This window comes from Streptomyces sp. NBC_00385 (genome assembly GCF_035917155.1).
Lineage (GTDB): Bacteria > Actinomycetota > Actinomycetes > Streptomycetales > Streptomycetaceae > Streptomyces > Streptomyces poriferorum.
This window is the reverse complement of record NZ_CP107951.1, coordinates 8,544,382-8,565,577: the sequence shown is the minus strand read 5'-3', so window position 1 is coordinate 8,565,577 and position 21,196 is coordinate 8,544,382. Positions and strand designations below refer to the sequence as shown.

The 21,196-nt window shown below is 70.6% G+C and carries 19 protein-coding genes and 1 pseudogene; 8 read left to right on the top strand and 12 right to left on the bottom strand.

The genetic code is table 11. From position 1 onward, the window contains the following. Positions 1-3: 3 nt before the first annotated feature. Entirely contained in the window at positions 4-477 is a 474-nt protein-coding gene (locus OG959_RS37855) for a carboxymuconolactone decarboxylase family protein (RefSeq protein WP_326665904.1), read from the bottom strand. A gap of 154 nt (positions 478-631) precedes the next feature. On the opposite strand from OG959_RS37855, the gene OG959_RS37850 reads away from it, so the two are divergent. Beyond that, positions 632-820, top strand: coding sequence for a DUF6381 family protein (locus OG959_RS37850; protein WP_219566791.1), 189 nt, complete (start codon positions 632-634; stop codon positions 818-820). 102 nt (positions 821-922) lie between these two features. Here the strand turns inward: OG959_RS37850 and OG959_RS37845 are convergent, their stop codons facing one another. The 6 genes from OG959_RS37845 to OG959_RS37820 form a co-directional block, all read right to left on the bottom strand. Then, complete coding sequence (locus OG959_RS37845) at positions 923-1,321, bottom strand: DUF6221 family protein (protein WP_326665901.1); 399 nt, start codon at positions 1,319-1,321, stop codon at positions 923-925. A gap of 90 nt (positions 1,322-1,411) precedes the next feature. Next, on the bottom strand, positions 1,412-1,858 hold the full coding sequence (locus OG959_RS37840) for a nitroreductase family deazaflavin-dependent oxidoreductase (protein ID WP_326665900.1): 447 nt from the start codon (positions 1,856-1,858) through the stop codon (positions 1,412-1,414). A gap of 135 nt (positions 1,859-1,993) precedes the next feature. Continuing rightward, positions 1,994-2,506 carry a GNAT family N-acetyltransferase gene (locus tag OG959_RS37835; RefSeq protein ID WP_326665899.1) on the bottom strand — a complete coding sequence of 171 codons (513 nt, stop codon included), beginning with the start codon at positions 2,504-2,506 and terminating at the stop codon, positions 1,994-1,996. Between the two features lie 32 nt (positions 2,507-2,538). Next, positions 2,539-3,054 carry a DinB family protein gene (locus OG959_RS37830; protein WP_326665897.1) on the bottom strand — a complete coding sequence of 172 codons (516 nt, stop codon included), beginning with the start codon at positions 3,052-3,054 and terminating at the stop codon, positions 2,539-2,541. A 41-nt stretch (positions 3,055-3,095) separates the two neighbouring features. Next, positions 3,096-3,878 carry a DUF4389 domain-containing protein gene (locus OG959_RS37825; RefSeq protein ID WP_326665895.1) on the bottom strand — a complete coding sequence of 261 codons (783 nt, stop codon included), beginning with the start codon at positions 3,876-3,878 and terminating at the stop codon, positions 3,096-3,098. A 133-nt stretch (positions 3,879-4,011) separates the two neighbouring features. Then, positions 4,012-4,794 carry a VanZ family protein gene (locus OG959_RS37820; protein ID WP_442805711.1) on the bottom strand — a complete coding sequence of 261 codons (783 nt, stop codon included), beginning with the start codon at positions 4,792-4,794 and terminating at the stop codon, positions 4,012-4,014. Positions 4,795-4,953: 159 nt separating this feature from the next. On the opposite strand from OG959_RS37820, the gene OG959_RS37815 reads away from it, so the two are divergent. The 3 genes and pseudogenes from OG959_RS37815 (at position 4,954) to OG959_RS37805 (ending at position 8,800) form a co-directional block, all read left to right on the top strand. Further along, positions 4,954-6,483 carry an SDR family oxidoreductase gene (locus tag OG959_RS37815; protein WP_326665891.1) on the top strand — a complete coding sequence of 510 codons (1,530 nt, stop codon included), beginning with the start codon at positions 4,954-4,956 and terminating at the stop codon, positions 6,481-6,483. Between the two features lie 68 nt (positions 6,484-6,551). Beyond that, complete coding sequence (locus OG959_RS37810; protein ID WP_326665889.1) at positions 6,552-7,925, top strand: cryptochrome/photolyase family protein; 1,374 nt, start codon at positions 6,552-6,554, stop codon at positions 7,923-7,925. 170 nt (positions 7,926-8,095) lie between these two features. Further along, positions 8,096-8,800, top strand: a pseudogene (locus tag OG959_RS37805) (YoaK family protein). A gap of 113 nt (positions 8,801-8,913) precedes the next feature. Here OG959_RS37805 and OG959_RS37800 read toward each other — a convergent pair. Both OG959_RS37800 and rpmG read right to left on the bottom strand, forming a co-directional pair. Beyond that, complete coding sequence (locus OG959_RS37800) at positions 8,914-9,177, bottom strand: type B 50S ribosomal protein L31 (protein ID WP_326665887.1); 264 nt, start codon at positions 9,175-9,177, stop codon at positions 8,914-8,916. A 67-nt stretch (positions 9,178-9,244) separates the two neighbouring features. After that, a complete protein-coding gene (rpmG, locus tag OG959_RS37795) occupies positions 9,245-9,409 on the bottom strand; it encodes a 50S ribosomal protein L33 (protein ID WP_326665885.1) in 165 nt (54 codons plus the stop codon). A 217-nt stretch (positions 9,410-9,626) separates the two neighbouring features. Between rpmG and OG959_RS37790 the strand changes: the two genes are divergently transcribed. Both OG959_RS37790 and OG959_RS37785 read left to right on the top strand, forming a co-directional pair. Continuing rightward, positions 9,627-9,920: a hypothetical protein gene (locus OG959_RS37790; RefSeq protein ID WP_148018266.1), complete on the top strand. Its 294-nt coding sequence runs from the start codon at positions 9,627-9,629 to the stop codon at positions 9,918-9,920. A 325-nt stretch (positions 9,921-10,245) separates the two neighbouring features. Further along, positions 10,246-11,706 (top strand): PP2C family protein-serine/threonine phosphatase, encoded by a 1,461-nt coding sequence (locus OG959_RS37785; protein ID WP_326665882.1) that lies wholly within the window; start codon positions 10,246-10,248, stop codon positions 11,704-11,706. A gap of 94 nt (positions 11,707-11,800) precedes the next feature. Here the strand turns inward: OG959_RS37785 and OG959_RS37780 are convergent, their stop codons facing one another. Further along, positions 11,801-13,297 (bottom strand): DNA-binding protein NsdB, encoded by a 1,497-nt coding sequence (locus OG959_RS37780; RefSeq protein WP_326665881.1) that lies wholly within the window; start codon positions 13,295-13,297, stop codon positions 11,801-11,803. A 231-nt stretch (positions 13,298-13,528) separates the two neighbouring features. Between OG959_RS37780 and OG959_RS37775 the strand changes: the two genes are divergently transcribed. After that, entirely contained in the window at positions 13,529-14,668 is a 1,140-nt protein-coding gene (locus OG959_RS37775; RefSeq protein WP_326665880.1) for an aminoglycoside phosphotransferase family protein, read from the top strand. A gap of 105 nt (positions 14,669-14,773) precedes the next feature. On the opposite strand, the gene OG959_RS37770 is transcribed toward OG959_RS37775, so the two are convergent. Next, positions 14,774-16,105 carry an N-acetylmuramoyl-L-alanine amidase gene (locus OG959_RS37770; RefSeq protein WP_326665878.1) on the bottom strand — a complete coding sequence of 444 codons (1,332 nt, stop codon included), beginning with the start codon at positions 16,103-16,105 and terminating at the stop codon, positions 14,774-14,776. Between the two features lie 402 nt (positions 16,106-16,507). Here OG959_RS37770 and OG959_RS37765 point away from each other — a divergent pair, with 402 nt between their 5' ends. Continuing rightward, positions 16,508-18,721: a terpene synthase family protein gene (locus OG959_RS37765; protein ID WP_326665875.1), complete on the top strand. Its 2,214-nt coding sequence runs from the start codon at positions 16,508-16,510 to the stop codon at positions 18,719-18,721. Here the strand turns inward: OG959_RS37765 and OG959_RS37760 are convergent. Continuing rightward, the gene (locus OG959_RS37760; RefSeq protein ID WP_326665873.1) at positions 18,697-21,090 is read right to left on the bottom strand and encodes a glycoside hydrolase family 95 protein; all 2,394 of its coding nucleotides are present in this window, start codon (positions 21,088-21,090) and stop codon (positions 18,697-18,699) included. The genes OG959_RS37765 and OG959_RS37760 overlap by 25 nt on opposite strands. Positions 21,091-21,196: the final 106 nt, after the last annotated feature.

Genomic DNA, 21,196 nt, shown 5'->3' with positions numbered 1-21,196 from the left:
CGGCTACCCGAACTGGCCCGGCTGGTAGTCGCCCGCGGGCTGCTGGACGATGACGTTCACCCGGTTGTAGGCGTTGATGAGGGCGATGAGCATCGCCAGGGCGGCGAGCTGGTCCTCGTCGTAGTGCTCGGCGGCGTTCGCCCAGGCCTCGTCCGTGACGCCTCCGGCCGCGTCGGCGATGCGGGTGCCCTGCTCCGCCAGCTCCAGCGCGGCGCGCTCGGCTTCGGTGAACACCGTCGCCTCCCGCCAGGCGGCGACCAGGTGGAGACGGATCTCGGTCTCCCCGGCGTGCGCGGCGTCCTTGGTGTGCATGTCGGTACAGAAGCCACAGCCGTTGATCTGACTCGCGCGGAGCTTCACCAGTTCCTGCGTGGCGGCCGGAAGGGTCGAGCCCACGATCACCTTGTCCGCCGAGTTGATGTACTTGAAGAACTTGGCCCCGGCCGCGTTGGCGAACAGGTTCAAGCGAGCATTCATGGTGCGCTCCCGTGCCGTCGTCGATGGGATACCACTGTCCGACAGCGCAGGTCGCACCGCATTCCGTGGCGGCGCGTGACCGTTCGAGATGCAGGTGTGGGAACGCGCTGATTCGCTGGTGGGGTCGGCTCTCCCCCGAGACCCAGGAGTGATCATGAGTGTTGCGGATGAAACCGGCGGCCGCGCGGAGCGCATTCGCGCGAAGGCGCAGGAGATGAAGGAGGCGGCCGAGCGCGTCTCCGATCCGCAGGAGCGCCGGCGTCTGGAGGACAAGGCGCGCCGGCTCCAGGAGCGGAGCGATCAGGTGTCCACCAAGGGCGAGGGCGGCACCAACCCGCTCTGACCGGACGACGGCCGCTCGTGGGCGGCAGCGGCCGGCCCGGGCCCTGGGACCCGGGCTCTTCACCGTGCCGGGAGAGGCGAGCCGTCTCCCGGCACGACGTGCCTACTGCGTGAAACGGGGCAGCCACTTCACCTGGTAACCGGGGTGCCCGGCGTGTTCCGCGGCCATCTGCCGGACCACGAACCCCAGGCCGAAGGCCCGGCCCGAGGCGAAGTCCCGCTGCGGACGGTCGACGTCCAGGGCGGCGACCTCCGCGTACTCGTCCAGGAGCACTCGGTTGGTCTCGATGCGCTGGAGGGTGCGCGCGGGGTCCTGCAGAGCGATGTGGCGGTCGTAGCCGTGCGTCCTCAGGGTGAACGCGATGGCACCGGTCCGGTCGTGGATCTCACCGGGCACCTCGGCCGGGCACCGCCAGCCCTGGCCGCCGGCCGCACGTGCGGCCTCTTCTTCCTCGTCGAGACGCGCCCGGACGAACGCGACCAGCTCGGAGTTGTCTGTCATCTGGTGGTGCATCCTTCCGCTCGGCCCCACGCCTCAGGAGCCGTGCTGGAGCGTATCCCGTCGCCCTGTCCGCGCTCGTGCCCGTGGTGTTCAGTGGCCGGCGTCCACCGGTTCCAGTACGAGGACGGGGATCTGCCGGTCGGTCTTCTCCTGGTAGTCGGCGTAGTCGGGGTACGCCTCGACGGCGCGCTCCCACCAGAGCGCCTTCTCCTCGCCGGTCACCTCACGGGCGGTCATGTCCCGGCGCACCGGGCCGTCCTGCAGTTCGGCACGCGGGTCGGCGGTGAGGTTGTGGTACCAGACCGGGTGGCGCGGAGCCCCGCCCAACGAGGCGACCACGGCGTACGAGCCGTCGTGCTCGACCCGCATCAGGGGCGTCTTGCGGATCTTCCCGCTCCTGGCGCCGAGCGTCGTCAGGACGATGACCGGCATCCCCCGCATGGTCGTCCCCTTCGTCCCGCCCGAGCTCTCGTACTGCTCGACCTGGTCACGGACGTGAGGGGTGGGGCTCGGTTCGTACTCGCCCTGAAGCGGCATGGCAGTTGTCCCGTCGTCGACATCCGTTCGCGGCGCCCGTCGGCCGCGTCCTGCTCATCATGGCTTCAACACCACCGGCGGCCGGAAAACCCCGCTCCCCCGACGTGTCGGTCCGCGGGAACCGTCCGGCCCGGCTCATTCGGTGTCGGTGTAGCCCATGGCGCGGTTCATTCCGATGGCGCTGTCGTTCGCCGGATGATGGAAGGTACGGATCCTGCGCACCCCGCACAGCGTGGCGAACCGCATCCCGAACGTCTTCATGGCGACGGAGACGCCCCGGCCCCGGTAGGAGGCCCTCACCCCGGTCATCTCGTTGAAGAGGAAACCCTCGTGGCGGGAGGTGGCCGCCAGGCCGATCCAGTCGTCGCCGTCCAGTGCGAGCACGACGCCGCGCGGATCGTACGAAGGCGCGTCGAACCGGCGGGTGCAGAACTCCTCGTACGAGAAGAACTCGCCCCGTTCCGGGATGTCGGCCGAACACTCCTTGTTGAGCTCGTACAGCGCGCGCCGGTGCTCCGGGGTGTCGCCCAGTTCGGCGAGTGTCGTCAGACGGACGCCCTCGTCCCGGCAACGGGTGACGTACGCCTCGAACCGGTCCGCGTCGAATGTGTTCAGGTCCAGCTCCAGCCTCACCCACCGGTCGGCCATGGTGTCGTCCTCCGTCCCGTCCGCGCCCCGCCTCAGGCTCCGGTCACTCCGTCCAGGCGCTCGCGCACCAGATCGGCGTGGCCGATGTGGCGTGCGTACTCGCCGATCATGTGAACGTGTACCAGGCGCAGCGAGAAAACCTCTCCGTTGTGGACGAACGTGTCGTCGAACGACGCGCCGGCGATGATCTCGTCCGCCAGGCGGCACTCCTCGACCAGCCGGGCGTAGTCCTCGGCGGCCCGGGCCGGATCGAGGTCCTCGAAGTCCGCGTCCTTGCCCTTCTCCGGGTCGTACATGGGGGCGAGGTCCTCGCCGGCGAACCGCTGCCTGAACCATGTGCGTTCGACCTTGGCCATGTGGCGCAGGAGTCCGAGCAGGGAGAGGTTCGACGGCGGGGTGGTCCGCTCTGCGAGCTGCTCGCCGGTCAGGCCGGCGCACTTCTGGAGAAGGGTGGCGCGGAACCATCCGAGGTATCCGGTGAGCATCTCCCGCTCAGCGGCGACGAGCGAACCGTCGGTACGGGTGGCTTCAGGTGCTGTCCATGTCATCCGACGATCATGCCGGTCGACGCACGGTTCGCACGAGTGTTTTACGCGTGCATCCCGTAATCCGTGTCGTCGGACGACGAGCCGGTCACGGAGGTCGTGATGCTGCCGATGAGCCCGAGGACCAGGAAGAGGACCAGCAGCGCCTTGCCCGCGGTGCTCATGACCAGGGGCCTGGTCGCGGAACGCCCCTGCTGTTCCGGTACGGAGAGCGCGTCCTCGCCGAAGAAGCCCTTGGGGTAGGCGGGGCTGAGCATCGTCACGTAGGCCGACACACGCATCTCGTAGCGGAGGGTAGCCGCCGTGGCTTCGAAGAGCGGGCGGGGCATGCGTCCGAGGACCAGGGTGATGATCCACCACACGATCGCCAGAGCCCACCACCCGTACGTGGCGAGGCTCTGCACGATGGCGGCGGGGATCACCAGGATCAGCCGGAAGAAGACGGCCAGCCGGTTGAGCCGGCTCGGGCGGACGTCGATCCGGACCGGGTACGCCGACGGCTGGGTCAGCGTGAACGGCGGGTAGCTGTCGACGAGGAGCATGCTGCTCGCGGCGACCCTGGTGCGGTAGGCGAGGGTCGCCGCGAGGAAGCGGAAGACGGGTTCGGGCAGCCGTCCCAGTACGAGGGCGGCGAACCAGCCGAACACCACGGTGAAGAACGCCGCGATCTCCAGGAAGAACAGCACGATGAAGTGCGGGATCAGCAGGAGGAGACGGAACAGCGCGGTGAGACGGCGCTGCCGGGCCGGTTCGATGATGTCCAGCACCGGCAGGAACTCATCGGCGTCTGCGGCCCTGCGCCCCGGACTCCACTGCGCGTCGGCCATGTCGCTCCCCTTCGGCGGGTGATCCGTACGCCTGCGGGACAACGCGGCGTGATCTCACGCTGGGACCACCCGGGGCGGCCTGCAATCGGCGACGGGCCGATCGAGTGCCCGCCGGCCTCCCGCTGCTGTCGGGTCAGCTCTTGCGGCCGCGCCCGCGGGTGACGCTCGCGCGCACTCCCTGGCGCACCCTCGTCCACGACGTGGCCGCCCGTCCGGTTCGCTTGCCGGTCGGCTTCGGCTTCCCGGTCGTCTTCGCTGCCGGCTTCGCTGCCGTCTTCCCGGTCGTCTTCCCCGCCGACTTCCCTCCCGGCTTCCCGGTCGTCTTCGCTGCCGTCTTCCGCGCGGGCTTCGCTGCCGACCCCGGGCGGGCGGGCTTCCGCCGCCGAGCCGGGGCCGGGACGGTCTCGCGCCACGGTTCGGCCGCCAGCACGTGATAGCGGTGGCTCAGACGCCGCCCCAGCACCAGATAGCCGAGCAGCGCACCCGCCGTGTTGAGAATGACGTCGTCGACGTCGAAGGCCCGCCCCGCGACCAGCGCTCCCTGCACCAGTTCGACGACGATGATGACCAGAACGGTCAGCAGGACCATGCGGACCATGCGCAGCCGCCGCGGCACGAGCACGGGCAGCAGCACGCCGAACGGCATGCCCAGCACGAGGTTTCCGCCGGCCTGCTTGCACGCGGCGAGGAAGGTGTAGTCCTCGGCGTACTGCCGCAGCGAACGCCCCGGGCGGAGGTTCGACGTGACGAGATCCTCCGAGGCGGGCGACGGCGTGAGTGTCACCTTCGCCAGCACGACGGAGAACCCGACCATGGCCAGGAGGGCCGCCACCAGAATGGCGACCTGGAGCAGCACATGACTCCATGCCCTGTGCCGTGTCCCGTTGCGCGTGTCTCTTCCCGCCTCTGCGTCCATGGGCGACAGATGCCCCCGACCGGCCGCACCACACCTGACGTCTCCGGCCGCTCGGACCGGCGTGGTGCGACGCGGGCGGGTACGGGCCAGACTGGCCGGACGTGCGGGTACGCGAACGGCCCGGCGAACACGGCGGGACGAAACCGATCCGGAGATCTCATGACGAGCGACCACGGGAATCAGCCTCTGCACTGTCTGGTCACCGGCGCCACCGGCTACATCGGTGGGCGCCTGGTCCCGGAACTGCTCGCGGCGGGGTACCGGGTGCGCTGCCTGGCGCGCAGCCCGGAGAAACTGCGGGACTACCCGTGGGCGGGTGACGTGGAGATCGTCCGCGGCGACGTCACCGACGCACGGTCGCTCGCCCCCGCGATGCGGGACATCGACGTGGCCTACTACCTGGTGCACGCCTTGGCGTCAGGCGGTGGTTTCGAGGAGACGGACCGCGTGGCGGCCACGGTCTTCGGCGAGCAGGCGCGGGACGCGGGGGTCGGCCGCATCGTCTACCTCGGCGGGCTCATTCCGTCCGGCGTACCGGAACAGGAGCTGTCGCCCCATCTGCGGTCGCGGGCAGAGGTCGGCAGGATCCTGCTGGCGTCCGGCGTCCCGACCACCGCGCTGCGGGCGGCCGTCATCATCGGATCCGGCTCGGCCTCCTTCGAAATGCTGCGCTATCTGACGGAGCGGCTGCCCGTCATGGTGACGCCGAGCTGGGTGTCCACACGGATCCAGCCGGTCGCGGTCCGGGACGTACTGCGCTTTCTGGTGGGCAGTGCCCGGATGCCGCGTGAGGTGAACCGCACCTTCGACATCGGCGGGCCCGACATCGTCACGTACCGCGAGATGATGCAGCGTTACGCGGAGGTCGCGGACCTTCCGCACCGGCTGATCCTGCCCGTCCCGATGCTGACACCCCGGTTGTCCAGCCACTGGATCGGGCTGGTCACACCCGTGCCGCGGTCGATCGCCCGCCCGCTCGCCGAGTCGCTGCGGTACGAGGTCGTGTGCCGGGAGCACGACATCGCCGCGTACGTTCCCGACGGGCCCGGGCAGCCGTTCGACCTCGACAAGGCGCTGCGGCTGGCTCTGCAGCGGGTCCGGGAGGCCCGGGTCACCACCAGGTGGTCGTCCGCGTCGGTTCCCGGGGTCCCGAGCGACCCACTGCCCACCGACCCCGACTGGGCCGGCGGCAGCCTGTACACGGACGCCCGACGGTGCGATGTCGCCGCGTCCCCGCAGGCGCTGTGGCGAGTCGTCGAGGGCATCGGCGGCGAGCACGGCTGGTATTCGTTCCCGCTCGCCTGGGCGGTGCGCGGGTGGCTCGACCGGCTGGTGGGAGGGGTGGGCCTGCGACGCGGACGGCGGGACACCGACCGGCTGCGGGTGGGCGATTCACTGGACTTCTGGCGCGTCGAGGAGATCGAGCCGGGCCGCCTGCTGAGGCTGCGGGCTGAGATGCGACTGCCGGGTCTGGCCTGGCTGGAGATGTCGGTGGAGCCCGACGGCGCGAACGGGGCGCGTTACCGTCAGCGCGCCCTGTTCCATCCGCGCGGGCTGCTCGGTCACGCGTACTGGTGGAGTGTGTGGCCCTTCCACTCCCTCGTCTTCGGCGGGATGGCCCGCAACATCGCCCGTACGGCAGCGGGCAGCGCGTCACCCGAACCGGCGAGTGCCGCGGTGTCGCCCTGACCGTGGCCCCGCGGACGGTGCCGGGCACGGCAGCATGGCAGGTCCCCGGCCTCCCCAGGAGTTGCGCCATGACCGTTGCGGTCGTCCTGTTCACTGCCGACCTCCGGCTGCACGACCACCCGCCCCTGCGGGCGGCCCTGGCTGCCTCGGACGAGATCGTGCCGCTGTTCGTCCGCGACAGCGGGATCGAGGAGTCCGGGTTCGCCGCCCCGAACCGCCTGGCCTTCCTCTCCGACTGTCTCCGGGATCTGGACGCCGGGCTGCGTGAGCGGGGCGGCCGGCTGGTGATCCGCTCGGGCGACGTCGTCGCGGAGGTGGGCCGGATCGTCTCGGAGACCGGTGCGGCGGACGTCCATCTCGCGGCCGGCGTCAGTGCCTACGCACGACGGCGTGAGGAGCGGCTGCGCGAGGCCCTGGAGTCCGGCGGCGCGCGGCTGCACGTCCACGACGGCGTGGTCACCGCCGTCGCGCCCGGCGCCGTGACGCCTGCGGCATCCGACCACTTCGCCGTGTTCACGCCGTACTTCAGGCGTTGGTCGGCCCAGCGGGTACGGGATGCCTTCGCCGCGCCCCGCACCGTCCGGGTCCCGGACGGCCCGGGGTCCGAGAAGGTGCCGGCCCGCGGCGCGGTGTCCGGGGTGTCGGAGGGCCTGGCGGAGGGCGGTGAGCGGCAGGCCCGCAAGCAGCTGACCGCATGGCGGCGCGACGGGCTCGCCGGGTACGAGGAAGGTCACGACGACCTGTCCGGCGACACCACGTCCCGGCTGTCGCCGCATCTGCACTTCGGCACCCTGTCCCCCGTCGAACTGATCCATCGGGCCCGCTCCGCCGGCGGTGCGGGGGCCGAGGCCTTCGTCCGGCAGCTGTGCTGGCGCGAGTTCCATCATCAGGTCCTCGCGGCCCGGCCCGCCGCGTCCCGCCAGGACTACCGCACCCGGCACGACCGCTGGCGCTCCGGGGCGGAAGCGAGCAAGGACGTCGAGGCCTGGCGGCAGGGCCGCACCGGCTACCCGGTGGTCGACGCGGCGATGCGCCAGCTGCGCCACGAGGGATGGATGCACAACCGCGGGAGGCTCCTGACCGCGGGCTTCCTCACCAAGACGCTGTACGTGGACTGGCGCATCGGCGCACAGCACTTCCTGGACCTGCTGGTCGACGGCGATGTCGCCAACAACCAGCTGAACTGGCAGTGGATGGCCGGGACCGGTACGGACAGCCGGCCCAACCGGGTACTCAACCCCGTGGTCCAGGGCAAACGGTACGACCCGGACGGCAGCTACGTCCGCCGCTGGGTACCGGAGCTGGCCGCGGTGTCCGGGGCCGCCGTGCACGAGCCGTGGAAACTGCGGGGGCCGTCGCACGACCGGCCGGACTATCCACAGCCGGTGGTGGAGCTGGCGGACGGGCTGGCCCGCTTCAGGAAGGCGCGCGGCCTCGACTGAGGGCCTTGCGGGCGTGCGGCCCCGGTGCCCGCATCCGCCGCGCCGCGCCGGGCGCAACACGGTGCGGCCGGACGGACGGCGGCGAGGATGCTGTCGTGCCGACTTCCCCCGCATCCACCGAACCGGCCGCCCGCGACACCGCGGACGGTCCCCGCGCCCACGCGGCGCTGCTGCTGCTTTCGGCGGCCTCCGGGGCGGCGGACGCCTTCGTCTTCATCTGTGTCGGCCAGGTCTTCGCCGGTGTGATGACGGGCAACCTGGTGCTGCTGGGCGCCGCGGCCGCGGGGGCCGGTGAGGAGGGAGTCGCGCTGCGCGTGGTCACCGCGCTGGTCTCGTACGGGTGCGGGGTGGCCTGCGGCGCGGTGGCGGGTGAGCGGACGTGGTGGCGGCTGCCCGTCATGCTGTCGGCCGAGGTGGTGCTGCTCACGGCCGGCGCTGTGCTGTGGGCGTGCGGCCTGATCACGTCGGACGCGGACCGGCTGGGCCTCCTGGTCGTCATGGGGCTCGCGATGGGCATCCAGGGCCGTGTCCGGGCGACGCCCACGAACTACTTCACCGGAACGCTGACGTCCCTCGTCGGACGGCTGGCCCTCGGGTCGTGGCGTCCGGGTGACGGCTGGGTGGCCGGCCGGCTGCTCGCCGTCGTGGCGGGCGCGGCACTGGCGGCGCTGATGGTGCGCCTGTGGTCTGCGTCCGGTGCCGTGGCCGCGGCGGGACTGGCGGCCGTGGCGCTCCTCGTCGAAGCTACCGGGCGGCGGGCCGTCCGGGCGTAGGGCGGCATACGCCCGGACAGGGGGAAGCCCCGGCCGGATCGGGGGATTCCAGCCGGGGCGGTTCTGGTGTGGGCGCTCAGCGCGTCGGCCACGTATAGGTGAACGATAAATCATCTTGCCGTGTTCCCGGGAATCCGCACCCCGGACTGTGATCCAGGGCACGGACCCCCGGCCGCGAGGGCACGGCTTCGCAACCGGCCACGAGGACCGCGGCATCACTCACCGGCGGCGGGCACTCCGTTGCCGTAACGGCGGTTGAACTGCTCGATCCGGCCGGCCGTGTCCAGCACCTGACGGGTTCCCGTGTAGAACGGGTGACTCGCCGACGAGGTCTCCACGTCGATGACGGGGTAGCTCCGGCCGTCCTGCCACGTCACCCGCTGGTCGGAGTCCGCGGTGGAACGGGTGAGGAAGGCCGCTCCGGCGGCGCGGTCACGGAAGACCACCGGACGGGAGACGGGGTGGATTCGGGACTTCATGGGCATTCCTTCCCTGGTGCGAGAACGGACGGACGGCGGGGGCCGTCCGGCAGGGGTCGGGCGGCGGTCAGCGTTCCTCGCGGAACAGCACGTGCAGGCCTGCGGCGGCGTCGTACTTGCGCAGCACCAGACGGTCGGGGTTGTTACGGCGGTTCTTGCGCGTCACATAGCTCCGACCGGTTCCGGCGGTCGAGCGGAGCGTGACGACAGGACGGGTCTCACTGCGGGCCATGGGCACCTCCGGGCTCCTGTACCGATCCCGACCCTTGTTGGTAACGGGATTCGTTTTCGTTCTGCTCGTGCAACGCGGGCGCACCCCGGCGCATTCCCGGACCGCCCGCCACCTCCCACCGGGCACCCGAGCACCCTTCGGCGGCCGTCACGCGGGACCGCCGCGCTCGTTGATCGCTGTGCCCGGCACTTCAGCCGACCCCCTAGGAACGTGAGCCATGCGCCTGAAGAACACCCTGACGACTCTCGCGGCCACCGCGATGATCACGGCCTCCTGCATGACCGCGGCAGGCCCGGCGGCCGCCGCCGGCGACACCGCGCCCGCCTGCGTGGCGCGCGACGTCATCAAGCAGAACAAGACGGCCTGGACGACCAACAACTGCGGCCGGAACATGCACATCCAGCTGGTGATCAACAACGGCCCCGACAGGAGTTGCTGGACCACCTCGCCCGGCGAGACCCTCGAGTGGAAGTGGAAGATGGGCTCGTACGGCCGCATCGCCCTCTGCTGACACCACGGAGACGGTCATCACCCCCGGAGCCCCCGCCCAGGCGGGGGCTCCGGCCCGCATATGCCCCTGCGCGGCCCGCGCGCACCGCGCGAGCACGGCGCACACGGGCGCACATCAGCCATCGGGCGCTGGGGTGACTTGCATCAACGCCCGCAGACAGCAAGGGTGTTCGACGGAATCGGGTTCCGATCAGCCGCTGACATATGCCGGATGCAAGAACGCGTCGAGTGTTGCCAAACTACTTACGGGCTCGTGTCGGCTGTGCCACAGTCGTATCCGGTCCACCCTCAGACCTGGTTGTACCGCGCCTGTATCGGAGTACGACATGCCGCCCCACCCGCCTGCGGACCGCCCCGCCCCCCAGCCGTCCGAACGTGATGCCGTCGACGCGTTGATCAACCGGACGCACCGGCTGCGCGGAGACGTGGACGCGGTGCGGCGTGACACCGTCCTCATCGACGAGGACGACCCGCAACTGCGCTGGCAGCGCGCACTGTGCGATCTGGCGGTCCATCAGCTCGATGATCTCGGCGCACACCTGGGACAGCTCAGGCAGGGACTGCCGTCCGGGGCCGCGGAACAGTTCGCGGCCGGGGCGGCGCAGCCCGCCGTCCAGGCCCCGCCCGCCGGCGAGCAGCCGGGTTCGCTGATCGGCCGGGTGGGCAGCGCCGAATGGAATCTGCTGACCGACGAGGTGAGCTGGTCGGACGAACTGCTCCAGATCTTCGGCCGCACACCCGAGGCGGGACCGCTGTCACTGGACGACCTGCCCTCCGTACTCCTGCCCGAGGACCAGCCCCTGCTCACGGCCCTGGTGACCGACTGCCTGGTCGACGGCAAGCCGATAGACGGCGAGTTCCGCATCCTGCGCACGGACGGGCAGCTGCGGACCCTGCACATGATGGGCGAACCCGTCCTGGACGCGGACGGCTGCACGGCCTCCATGTGGGCGGTCCTGCGCGATGTCAGCGCGCTGCGCCGCAGCCAGCAGGTGGTGCACCGCACCCAGGACTCGCTCCAGCGAGAGCAGCACATCGCGAGGACCGAGCGCCGGATGGCCGTGGAACTGCGGGAGGCCGTGCTTCCCCCGTGGCGGGGGTCGCTGACCCTCCCGGGCCGGGGGCCCGGTTCGCTGGACATCGCGGCCCACTACCTGCCGTCGGATTCCAGCGCCCTGATCGGCGGCGGCTGGTACGACGCGATGCAGCTGCCGGACGGCCGTACGCTGCTCACGGTCGGCGATCTGACCGGTCACGGTATCCAGGCGACCTCCACCATGGCGATGATCCTGGGTGCGCTGCGCGGCATGGCGGTGGCCGGGATCGAGCCCGGAGCCCTGATGGGGCACCTCAACCAGTTACTGGAGACATCGATCCAGCCCGCACTGGGCAGCGCGGTGTGCTGCCGGTTCGACCCGGCCACCCGCAGGCTGGACTGGGCGCAGGCCGGACACCCGGCGCCCCTGCTCTTCCGCAACGGCGTCGGGCGCCCGGTCCCCCCGCCGGACGGAGTGCTCCTCGGGGCTGCGTCCGGGGTCGCGTACGAGCAGGACGAAGTACACCTGCTGCCCGGTGATGTGCTGGTACTCCACACCGACGGGCTGGCCCGGGGCACCGGGAGCACGCACAACGGTCTCCGCCCGAGCACGGAAACGCTGCTCGGACTCGCACCGCGCTTCGCCGAGGCCCGTACGGCGCAGGAATGCGTACGCACCGTCGCCGAGGAGTTCGGCGGCGCCGAGCGACTGGACGACGCGTGCGTGCTGATCGCCCGCATCGGCGCGTAACCGCATCGATGGGGAAGAACGGGCGCTGAAGGGGACGGTGGTATTCCCACGGGGCGCCTCTTCCTGACAGCGCCTCGTCCTCGTGTCACCAGGATCAGATCTCCGAACGCCTGGGCCTCTTGATGATGGAGCTCTGGGGCAGCGAGAGCTGGATCTCCTCACGCAGGTCCTCGATCTTCGCGTAGCCCGCGAACTGACCCGTCAGCCGGTACATTTCGCGCAGCCGGTCCCAGGTGCGGTGCGAGGAGGTCTCCCCCATCGTCACCAGGGCCAGTCGTGCGTAGCGGTCGGCCTGCTCGGGGTCGTCGGCGATGAAGCAGGCCGAGGCGAGCGAGATGTAGTCGAAGATCTTCGACCGCTGGCGTCCGTTGACCCGCAGTTCCAGCGCCTGCTTCGCGTGGCGCTGAGCGGTGACGGCTGCCGAGGGGTCGTGCTCGGCCAGCGTGCGGAACGCCAGGGCCTGCATGCCGTGCAGATCGGCCTCGTCGAACATCTGCATCCAACTGGGCGGCGGTACATCTCCCTTGTCGGAGATGAAGAGCTCTTCCGCCCGGCCCAGGGTGCGCCGCATGGCCTGCCCCCGGCCCATGGACGCCTGCGCCCAGGCCTCGATGGTGTGCAGCATCGCCTGGGTTCGCGGCAGGACCATGTCGCCCGAGCCGGACTTGGCGAGTTTCATGAGGTCGAGTGCGTCGTCGGGACGGCCCAGGTGGACCATCTGGCGGGCTGCCCGGGAGAGCGCCTCGCCGGCCCGCGGACGGTCACCGCCCTCACGCGCGGCGTGCGCGGCGATGACGAAGTACTTCTGGGCGGTGGGTTCGAGGCCGATGTCGTGGGACATCCAGCCCGCGAGCACGGCGAGGTTGGCGGCGACGCCCCAGAGGCGGCGCTGCAGGTGGTCGGGGTGGCGGTAGGCGAGCATGCCGCCCACCTCGTTCAGCTGGCCCACCACTGCCTTGCGCTGGAGGCCTCCGCCGCGGGAGGCGTCCCAGGCGCGGAACACCTCCACGGAGCGTTCCAGCGCCTCGATCTCCTCCGAGCCGATGGGCGCGGCCTCGTACCGGTCGTAGCCGGCCGGGTCCGCGTGCACGGAGTCGTCGATACGTGGGGCGTCGGCCGCCAGTACGGGGTCGGTGTGCAGCCAGTCGTGCATGGGGCCGGCGATCGTGGAGCCGGCGGCGAGCGCGGCGCCCGCGCTCACCAAGCCGCGTCGGTTGAGCATGAGGTCCATTCCCGTGAATTCGGTGAGGACCGCTGCCGTCCGCTCGGGCGCCCACGGGAGTTGGTCGGGATTGTTGTCCGTCCCGGCCTCTCGCCGTTTCCCCACACGCCCGCGTCGGCCGAACCCGAGGTCCTCGATGGTCACGACACGACCGAGCCGCTCGGTGAACAGGGCTGCCAGCACTTCGGGCACCGGATCGCGCGGGGACTCCCCCATGTCGATCCATCGCCTCACGCGCGAGGTGTCGGTGGCCAGTTGGGGGTGGCCCATGGCCGCCGCCTGCCTGTTCACCATTCTCGCGAGTTCGCCCTTGGACCAGCCGGCAAGGCCGAACAGGTCGGAAAGGCGGGTGTTGGGTTCTCCGGTCACGTCAAGCCCCCAGGTTCTCGGCTGTGTTGACAGTAACCCCCTGTCAGATGCCCTGCGACTATTCGCCAGCCTTCGCCAGGGGTCGCCACGTTCTCTGCCATGGGCACTCCGGTGTCAGGTAGGAGTGCGCCACCCCGCCCGGCAGCCCTAGGTACTCCCCAGGGTGCCGAACGGCCGCCGGCCGGGGCGGCGCACGCAACTTGTCGGCGCACGAAGGGATCTGTCTCGCCCATGTACACAGCATCGTCCTCCGTGTCCGCCCCGCCCCGGCCGCTGCGTCCCCTGGGAGCGGGTGGCGGACCGTATCTCGACCCCCGCGCCGCCGTCCCCGCGCCCGGCATCGGGCGGACCCGGCGCGTGCCAGGGCCGGGCGCCCCGTCGCTCAGCGGAAGACTGGACCTGTCCGGTCCGCAGGGCGCTCAGCTGAGGATGGCGATCGCCTCGGTGCACCGGATCTGCCCGGAGTTCAACCCCGTGCAGGTACTGCGGCGCAGCGGCCGTTCGGTTCTCCTCGTCGGTTCCACCGGCCGCGCGACCGCGGTCGCCAAGTGTTTACTGGACCACTCCCCCGCGTGGTCGGAGCGGTTCCGCCACGAAATAGCGGCATACCGGGCGTTCGTCCGGCACCGCCCGCCGGTCCGGGTGCCCCGGCTCATCGCAGCGGATCCGGAGAACTGCACCCTGGTCATCGAGCGGATGCCCGGACGGGTGGCGGCGCTGACCAGGCACCCGTCCGAGGCCCCGCCGCGGGCGGATCTGCGTGCGGTGCTCGGCGCGGTCAGCCGGGTCAACGCCTGGCGTCCACCGGCCGGTCTTTTCGACGCCCCGCTGGACTACGCGGCACGGATCGCGCGCTATCACGAGCTCGGTCTGTTCACCGACCGCGATCTGGGGGACCTGCAGAAGCTGCTGCACGGCCTCGCTCACGCCGGGGGCCGCCAGGGCATGGGGCAGTTCTGCCACGGTGACGCGCTGCTCTCCAACATCCTGCTGTCGCCCACCGGTCCGGTACTCGTGGACTGGGAGCACGCCGGCTGGTATCTGCCGGGCTACGACCTGGCGACGCTCTGGGCGGTTCTCGGTGACGCGCCGGTGGCGCGGCGTCAGATCAGCCAGCTGGCCCAGGTCGCGGGTCCTGCGGCGCGGGACGCGTTCCTGGTCAATCTGATGCTCGTGCTGACACGGGAGATCCGTACGTACGAGACGGCCCTGCAGCGGGCCATGCGGGACACCAGCGCACCGGCCCGGACCGGGCAGGAGCGCCCGGGTGCGCTCTCCTCGGGTGAGGAGCAGCGGCTGCTGCTGCGCCGCCTGCACGATGACTGCGCCATGGCGCGGAGCGCGGTTCGAGCCGCAGTCGGCACTCGCTGACCTGTCCGACGGGGGATGCGCGCTGCGGGTCCGGTGCCGACACACCTGGCCCGCAGCGCGCTGTTGTGCTGTCCTGCCCGCTCGGGACGGCGAAGGCGAATGCGCTCAGTGGGCGCGGACGATGTCCACGTCGGAGGCCTTCACGAAGGCGATGCGGTGGCCGATCTGGACCGTCACGTACTTCTCCTTGCCACGGAAGTAGGCGTGGTCCAGGGGGTAGGAGGAGTCGATCGTCGGTGCGTAGAAGAAGCCGTTGGGGGCCTCTCCGCCGCCGGGATAGGACTGGCCGGCCTTGATGGTGTACTGCAGGGCCGTGCCCACCCGCTGGTCCGCGAAGTCGGCGGGGTACTCGGACTTCTCCGGGTACGCGACGCCGTACACCGGCACCTCCGCCTTGCCGGCCTTCGGCCTGACCACGTAGCCGGACGTGGGGGTGGTGGTGCGGGTACGGGCCGGGGTGCTGAACCAGGCCTTCTTGCCGTACCACCAGATCGCCGTCCAGCCGGGTGCGTGGTCGGCGACGACCGCCTGCTGGGTGGCGCTGATCTTGCTGCCCCAGTCGGCGGCGCAGTTGGTGCCGGGAGAGCCGTCCGTGTGCAGGCCCGGGTCGGAGAAGAGCGGCGCGTCCTCGGAGGGTTCCGTGTGCAGCGGCACGGCGCTGGAGCCCTGTACGGGGAGGTCGATGCCCTTCTCGCAGTCGCGGAACGCCTGCTGGTTGTCCTTGAACCGGGGGCTGACGGTGACCAGTTCGCTGCTCTTGCGGGCGGTCGGCACGGTGGGCTTGCCGAGGAGCGCCATGAAGCGGTTCCAGTCCCAGTAGGTGCCCGGGTCCCAGTGCATGCCCTTGGTGCCGGCGGCACTGGTGGGCGGCACCCCGTCGTGGCCGATGATGTGCTGGCGGTCGAGGGGGATGTCGTACTTGGCGGCGAGGTAGCGCACCAGCGCCGCTGTCGAGCGGTACATCTCGGGGGTGTACCACTTCGCGCCCTCGGTGGCGACGCCCTCCTGCTCGATGCCGATCGAATGGCTGTTGACGTACCAGTTGCCGGCCTGCCAGGCGACGTCCTTGTTCTTCACCATCTGCGTGACATGCCCGTCGCCGGATCGCACGACATAGTGCGCCGAGGTCTGCTTCAGCGGGTTCTGGAAGATCTTCAGGGTGGTGTCGAAGTCCTCCTCCGTGTCGTGGAGGACAATGAACTTGATCTTGTTGCTGTGCGGCCGGTCCGCGGTGTCGTAGTTGCCGTACGTCTCCTTGTCGGCCGGATCGCCCGTCTGCTGGTAGGCGGCCGGGACCCAGTCGCAGTCCAGACCGCGCGGGCACTCCGGCCGCACCCCGTCCGCGCCCGCGTGTGCCGCGGGACTGAGCAGCGCGAGACTCAGTGCGCCGACGGTGGTCAGCGCGAGTGCGCGTCCGGTCCTCTGCTTGGACGTCATGACAACCCTTCTTGGAGCTGGGCGTTTCCCGAGCCGTGCGTGTCGAGAGGTGTTCGTGTTCCGATCTCGCGTTCCGCTGTGCGCGCACACTCTCTGACCTGAGGTGATGGCACGTCAAGGGTGTGGTGGGGGCCGCGGGTCGAGCCAGTGGACCAGACCACTGGCAGGTGCTCTGACCTGCGAAGGGAAAGCGGCGACGGGACAGTGGCGGTGCCGTGTTACCTGAGTTTTACGCAGGGGCGGTCCGGCCGGCGCGACCCTGCCCCGTCCCTCGAACGAGCGCACTTCTTGTGTGACTAATGGCGGCTGTGCGTGCCTCGAACGGCCGAAGGGTAGTGCTGGCGCGGACACGAACGATCCGCGTGACGCTCACGCGGAGGCTCACCGAAAGGCCTGACGCACATGGCACAGCCCTTCACCCTGCCGGACTTCTACGTTCCGTATCCGGCGCGCCTCAACCCGCACGTCGAGGAGGCACGGCAGCACACGAAGACGTGGGCACGGGCCATAGGGATGCTGGAGGGGTCCGGCATCTGGGAGGAGAAGGACCTCGACTCCCACGACTACGCGCTGCTGTGCGCCTACACCCACCCCGACTGCTCGGCCGAGGCGCTGTCCCTGGTCACCGACTGGTACGTGTGGGTCTTCTTCTTCGACGACCATTTCCTGGAGCTGTTCAAGCGCACCCCGGACCGTGAGGGGGGCAAGCGCTACCTGGACCGGCTGCCCGCGTTCATGCCGATGGAGCGCGGTGCACCGACGCCCGAACCGGAGAACCCGGTCGAGGCGGGGCTGGCCGATCTGTGGGCCCGGACGGTGCCGGGGATGTCGGACGCATGGCGGGTGCGGTTCGCGGAGGCTACGAAGAATCTGCTGAACGAGTCGTTGTGGGAACTCGCCAACATCAACGAGGGCCGCATCGCGAACCCCGTCGAGTACATCGAGATGCGGCGAAAGGTGGGCGGCGCCCCCTGGTCGGCGGGGCTGGTGGAGTACGCGGCCGCTGCGGAGGTACCCGAGGCGGTCGCCGGTGAACGGGCCCTGCGTGTCCTGCGCGACGCGTTCTCCGACGGCGTCCATCTGCGCAACGACCTGTTCTCGTACCAGCGGGAGGTCGAGGACGAGGGCGAGAACAGCAACGGGGTTCTGGTCCTTGAGCGCTTCCTCGGCTGCTCGACGCAGGAGGCCGCCGAGGCGGTCAACGATCTGCTGACGTCCCGGCTGCAGCAGTTCGAGAACACGGCTCTGACCGAACTGGGCCCGCTCTGCGCGGAGAAGGGCCTCGACGCGACACAGACGGCGGCGGTGCTGGCGTACGTCAAGGGGTTGCAGGACTGGCAGTCCGGCGGCCATGAGTGGCACATGCGCTCCAGCCGCTACATGAACGACGGCGGGGCCGGACAGGCCGCGCCAAGCTTCGGGATGGCCGCCGCGTCGATCCGGCTCACTCCCCGCTCGGAGTCCGCCAGGGCGCGCAGCCACACCCATCTGCCCTATCAGCACGTCGGGCCGTCGCTGCTGCCCGACTTCGATCTGCCGTTCGGTACGACACTCAGTCCGCATCTGGACGGGGCCCGGGAGCGCATGGTCGACTGGGCGAACCGGGTGGGCATCCTGGAGGCGCAGCCGGGGGTCCCCGGCTCGCACATCTGGGACGAGGAGCGGCTGCGGGCGATCGACCTGCCCCTGTGCGCGGCGGGGCTGCATCCGGACGCCACCCCCGACGAGCTCGACCTGTCCTCGCAGTGGCTGGCGTGGGGTACCTACGGCGACGACTGGTTCCCCGTGGTGCACGGCCGGACCCGCGATCTGGCGGGGGCCCGGCTGGCCAACGAGCGGCTTTCGCTCTTCATGCCGCTGGACGGGGCCGCGCCGCCCGAGCCCGTCAACGCGCTGGAACGCGGACTGGGCGACCTCTGGAAGCGCACCAGCGCACCGATGGACGACAGTGGCAGGCGCGCGTTCCGCACGTCCATCGAGGACATGACCGCCAGCTGGCTGTGGGAGCTGGCGAACCAGGCACAGAACCGCATTCCCGACCCGGTGGACTACGTCGAGATGCGGCGCATGACGTTCGGTTCGGATCTGACGATGAGTCTGTGCCGGCTGGGGCACGGCAGGAAGGTACCGCCGGAGATCTACGAGAGCGGCCCGCTGCGCTCCCTGGAGAACGCGGCGGCCGACTACGCCGCGTTGCTCAACGACCTGTTCTCGTACCAGAAGGAGATCGAGTACGAGGGTGAGGTGCACAACGGTGTGCTGGTCGTGCAGAACTTCTTCGCGGTGGACTATCCGACCGCGGTGAGGATCGTGCATGACCTGATGAACTCGCGACTGCGCCAGTTCCAACATGTCGCCGAGCAGGAACTCCCGGTGCTGTTCGACGACTTCGGCCTGGACGCGGAGGCGAGGGAGATCCTGGCCGGTTACGTGCTGGAGCTGAAGCACTGGATCGCGGGCATCCTGATCTGGCACCGGGACTGCAGGCGCTACCGCGAGGAGGATCTGCGCCGGGGCACCGCGGCCCCGTGGCACCTGAGCGGTCCCACGGGGCTCGGCACCTCGGCGGCGCAGGTGACCTCGTTGTTCGCTCAGCTCTCGGGGGTCAGCGTGTAGCGGCGTCCCGCCCGGGCCCTGATGACCGTCTCGCCGCTCGTGAACAGCGTGCTGTGTACGGTCACTTCACGGGTGCGGCCCGCCGTGATCACTACGCGGCGGGCCTTTCCGGCGGCCCATTCGATGTCGACGGTGAATCCCCCGCGGGCGCGCAGCCCGCGCACGGAGCCGTCGGGCCAGGCGGCGGGCAGTGCGGGCAGGATCTCGACCGTGTCGTGCTGGCTCTGCAGCAGCATCTCCGCGATGCCCGAGGCGGCGCCGAAGTTACCGTCGATCTGGAACGGCGGGTGGGTGTCCCAGAGGTTGGGCAGGGTGGAGCTCTTCAGCTGTTCCGCGAGCATCCTGTGGGCGTGGCTGCCGTCCCGCAGCCTCGCCCAGAAGTTGATCTTCCAGGCCTTGGACCAGCCGGTGCCGCCGTCGCCGCGGGCTCTCAGGGAGACGGCCGCGGCCTCGGCCCAGTTGCTCCCTGGCTCGATCTGCCGGCCGGGGTGGAGGCCGAAGAGGTGCGAGACGTGGCGGTGGGTGTCGGCCGGGTCGTCACGGTCGGTCTTCCACTCCTGGAGCTGCCCCCAGGACCCGGTGCGCAGGCCGGGATCCAGTCGGTCGAGAACCGCTTCGAGACGGTCGCGGAAGGCGGGGGCGTCGCCGAGGGTGCGGGCGGCCTCCAGCGTGCTCGTGAGGAGGTCGTGGACGATCTGCTGGGACATCGCGGCCCCGGCGGTGAAGTCCCCGTGCTCGGGCGAGTAGCTCGGGGTGACGACGAGGAGTCCGTCGCGGGGGTCCGTGCGCAGGTTGGCGAGCCAGAACTCGGCGGCCTCCTTCATCGCCGGGTAGGCGGTGGAGCGCAGATAGCCGGTGGAGCCGCTGAAGCGGTAGTGCTCGTACATCTGCTGGGTGAGCCAGGCGGCCGCCTCGGGGAACCAGAAGGCGGTGGACCAGTCGTGCACGCCGGTGAAGCCGTACGGGTTGGTCTCGTTGTGCACGACCCAGCCGGCGGTGCCGAACATCTCCTTCGCCGTCCTGCGGCCGGGCTCGCGCATCGCCTCGACGTAGCGGTCGTAGGGGGCGGTGGTCTCGGCCAGGTTGGTGACCTCGGCGAGCCAGTAGTTCATCTGGAGGTTGATGTTGGTGTGGTAATCGGCGGACCAGGGCGGGTTGGTGGCGTTGTTCCACACGCCCTGGAGGTTGGCGGGCAGCGAGCCGGCCCGCGAGGACGCGATGAGCAGGTAGCGGCCGTACTGGAAGAAGAGCGCCTCCAGGGCCCGGTCCGCCGCGCTCTCCGATCCGGTGTAGGAGCTCAGCAACCGGTCGGTGGGCAGGTCGGTGAGGTCCTGGCCGATGTCGAGGGCCACCCGGTCGAAGAGGGTCCGGTGGTCGTTCACATGGGCGGCGCGCACGCTCTCGTACGAGGCGGCCGCGGCGGTGTCGACGGCGGCCGTGACCTTCCGGTGCGGGTCCTCGCCCCGGTAGGAGGGGTAGGTGTCCGCGTAGTCGGTGCCCGCCGCCAGGCAGAACCACGCACGGTCGGCTCCGGTGACGGTGAGACTGCCGTCCGCCCCGGCGGTGACCTCGCCACCCGAGGTGCGGACACGGATCTGGGCCTCGAAGCGCAGTCCGTTGTCCTGGAGCGTGCCGCGGACGGTGAGCCGGTCTCCGGCGGCGGAGGCGGTGAAGTCGCTCCGCGGCGAGGTGTAGCGCAGGGTGAAGGTGACGTGCCCCGGGCTGTCCGCCGTCAGCCGGCCGGCGATGACGGAACCCGGGTGGGAGACGAAGAACTCCCTGGTGTGCGCCACCCCTTCGTGCGTATAGGCCACGGACGCCAGGGCGGTGCGCAGGTCCAGGGCGCGCCGGTAGGAGGCGTCGGGGGCGGCCGGTGCGTCCGGTACGTCCAGGTGGAGATCCCCGAGGACCTGGTAGGCGCCGTAGCCGCGGCGCGGCTGTCCGAGTCCGGCGGCCACGGCGTCGGGGCCGAGGGCCCCCTCCCGGTCGAGGCGCTCCTGCACTCCGGCGAGGGCGCCGGGCCTGGGGGCGGTCCAGTTGCCGAAGTCGTACCCCTGGGCCGAGCCGGGTCCGCCGGTCCAGAGCGTCTTCTCGTTGAGGGTGAGGAGTTCGGAGGCGAGCGTTCCGTGCACGCTCGCGCCCAGGGCCCCGCCGCCGATGGGCAGCGATTCGCGCTCCCAGTCGGCGGCGGGCGCCCGGTAGTGGAGTACCGGGTTCGGCAGCTCCGCCTGTCGCTCAGCAGTCCCCGATTCATCGGAGGTACCGGAGGCGGCTGCCGTTCCGGAGAGAGCAGGAACTCCCCACGCCAGAGCCCCTGTTACACCGATCGCCGTCTTCACGGTCGTACGTCGCGTCATCCCGGATGTCATGCCGAACGACGTTAGAGGTCCGACGACTAACCGGACAAGGCGCATGACAAAGCGGCCTCTTGGACAGAGGCCGCGTGTACTTGGACGAAATGGCGCGGCCGAGCGG

What these genes read in the sequence shown, in the direction of transcription:
- OG959_RS37810 (WP_326665889.1), top strand. Translation starts at nt 6,552, where the DNA reads ATGACCGTTGCGGTCGTCCTGTTCACTGCCGACCTCCGGCTGCACGAC.
- rpmG (WP_326665885.1), bottom strand. Translation starts at nt 9,409, where the DNA reads ATGGCCCGCAGTGAGACCCGTCCTGTCGTCACGCTCCGCTCGACCGCC.
- OG959_RS37820 (WP_442805711.1), bottom strand. Translation starts at nt 4,794, where the DNA reads ATGGACGCAGAGGCGGGAAGAGACACGCGCAACGGGACACGGCACAGG.
- OG959_RS37790 (WP_148018266.1), top strand. Translation starts at nt 9,627, where the DNA reads ATGCGCCTGAAGAACACCCTGACGACTCTCGCGGCCACCGCGATGATC.
- OG959_RS37785 (WP_326665882.1), top strand. Translation starts at nt 10,246, where the DNA reads ATGCCGCCCCACCCGCCTGCGGACCGCCCCGCCCCCCAGCCGTCCGAA.
- OG959_RS37800 (WP_326665887.1), bottom strand. Translation starts at nt 9,177, where the DNA reads ATGAAGTCCCGAATCCACCCCGTCTCCCGTCCGGTGGTCTTCCGTGAC.
- OG959_RS37775 (WP_326665880.1), top strand. Translation starts at nt 13,529, where the DNA reads ATGTACACAGCATCGTCCTCCGTGTCCGCCCCGCCCCGGCCGCTGCGT.
- OG959_RS37770 (WP_326665878.1), bottom strand. Translation starts at nt 16,105, where the DNA reads ATGACGTCCAAGCAGAGGACCGGACGCGCACTCGCGCTGACCACCGTC.
- OG959_RS37765 (WP_326665875.1), top strand. Translation starts at nt 16,508, where the DNA reads ATGGCACAGCCCTTCACCCTGCCGGACTTCTACGTTCCGTATCCGGCG.
- OG959_RS37835 (WP_326665899.1), bottom strand. Translation starts at nt 2,506, where the DNA reads ATGGCCGACCGGTGGGTGAGGCTGGAGCTGGACCTGAACACATTCGAC.
- OG959_RS37850 (WP_219566791.1), top strand. Translation starts at nt 632, where the DNA reads ATGAGTGTTGCGGATGAAACCGGCGGCCGCGCGGAGCGCATTCGCGCG.
- OG959_RS37815 (WP_326665891.1), top strand. Translation starts at nt 4,954, where the DNA reads ATGACGAGCGACCACGGGAATCAGCCTCTGCACTGTCTGGTCACCGGC.
- OG959_RS37855 (WP_326665904.1), bottom strand. Translation starts at nt 477, where the DNA reads ATGAATGCTCGCTTGAACCTGTTCGCCAACGCGGCCGGGGCCAAGTTC.
- OG959_RS37840 (WP_326665900.1), bottom strand. Translation starts at nt 1,858, where the DNA reads ATGCCGCTTCAGGGCGAGTACGAACCGAGCCCCACCCCTCACGTCCGT.
- OG959_RS37760 (WP_326665873.1), bottom strand. Translation starts at nt 21,090, where the DNA reads ATGACATCCGGGATGACGCGACGTACGACCGTGAAGACGGCGATCGGT.
- OG959_RS37830 (WP_326665897.1), bottom strand. Translation starts at nt 3,054, where the DNA reads ATGACATGGACAGCACCTGAAGCCACCCGTACCGACGGTTCGCTCGTC.
- OG959_RS37845 (WP_326665901.1), bottom strand. Translation starts at nt 1,321, where the DNA reads ATGACAGACAACTCCGAGCTGGTCGCGTTCGTCCGGGCGCGTCTCGAC.
- OG959_RS37825 (WP_326665895.1), bottom strand. Translation starts at nt 3,878, where the DNA reads ATGGCCGACGCGCAGTGGAGTCCGGGGCGCAGGGCCGCAGACGCCGAT.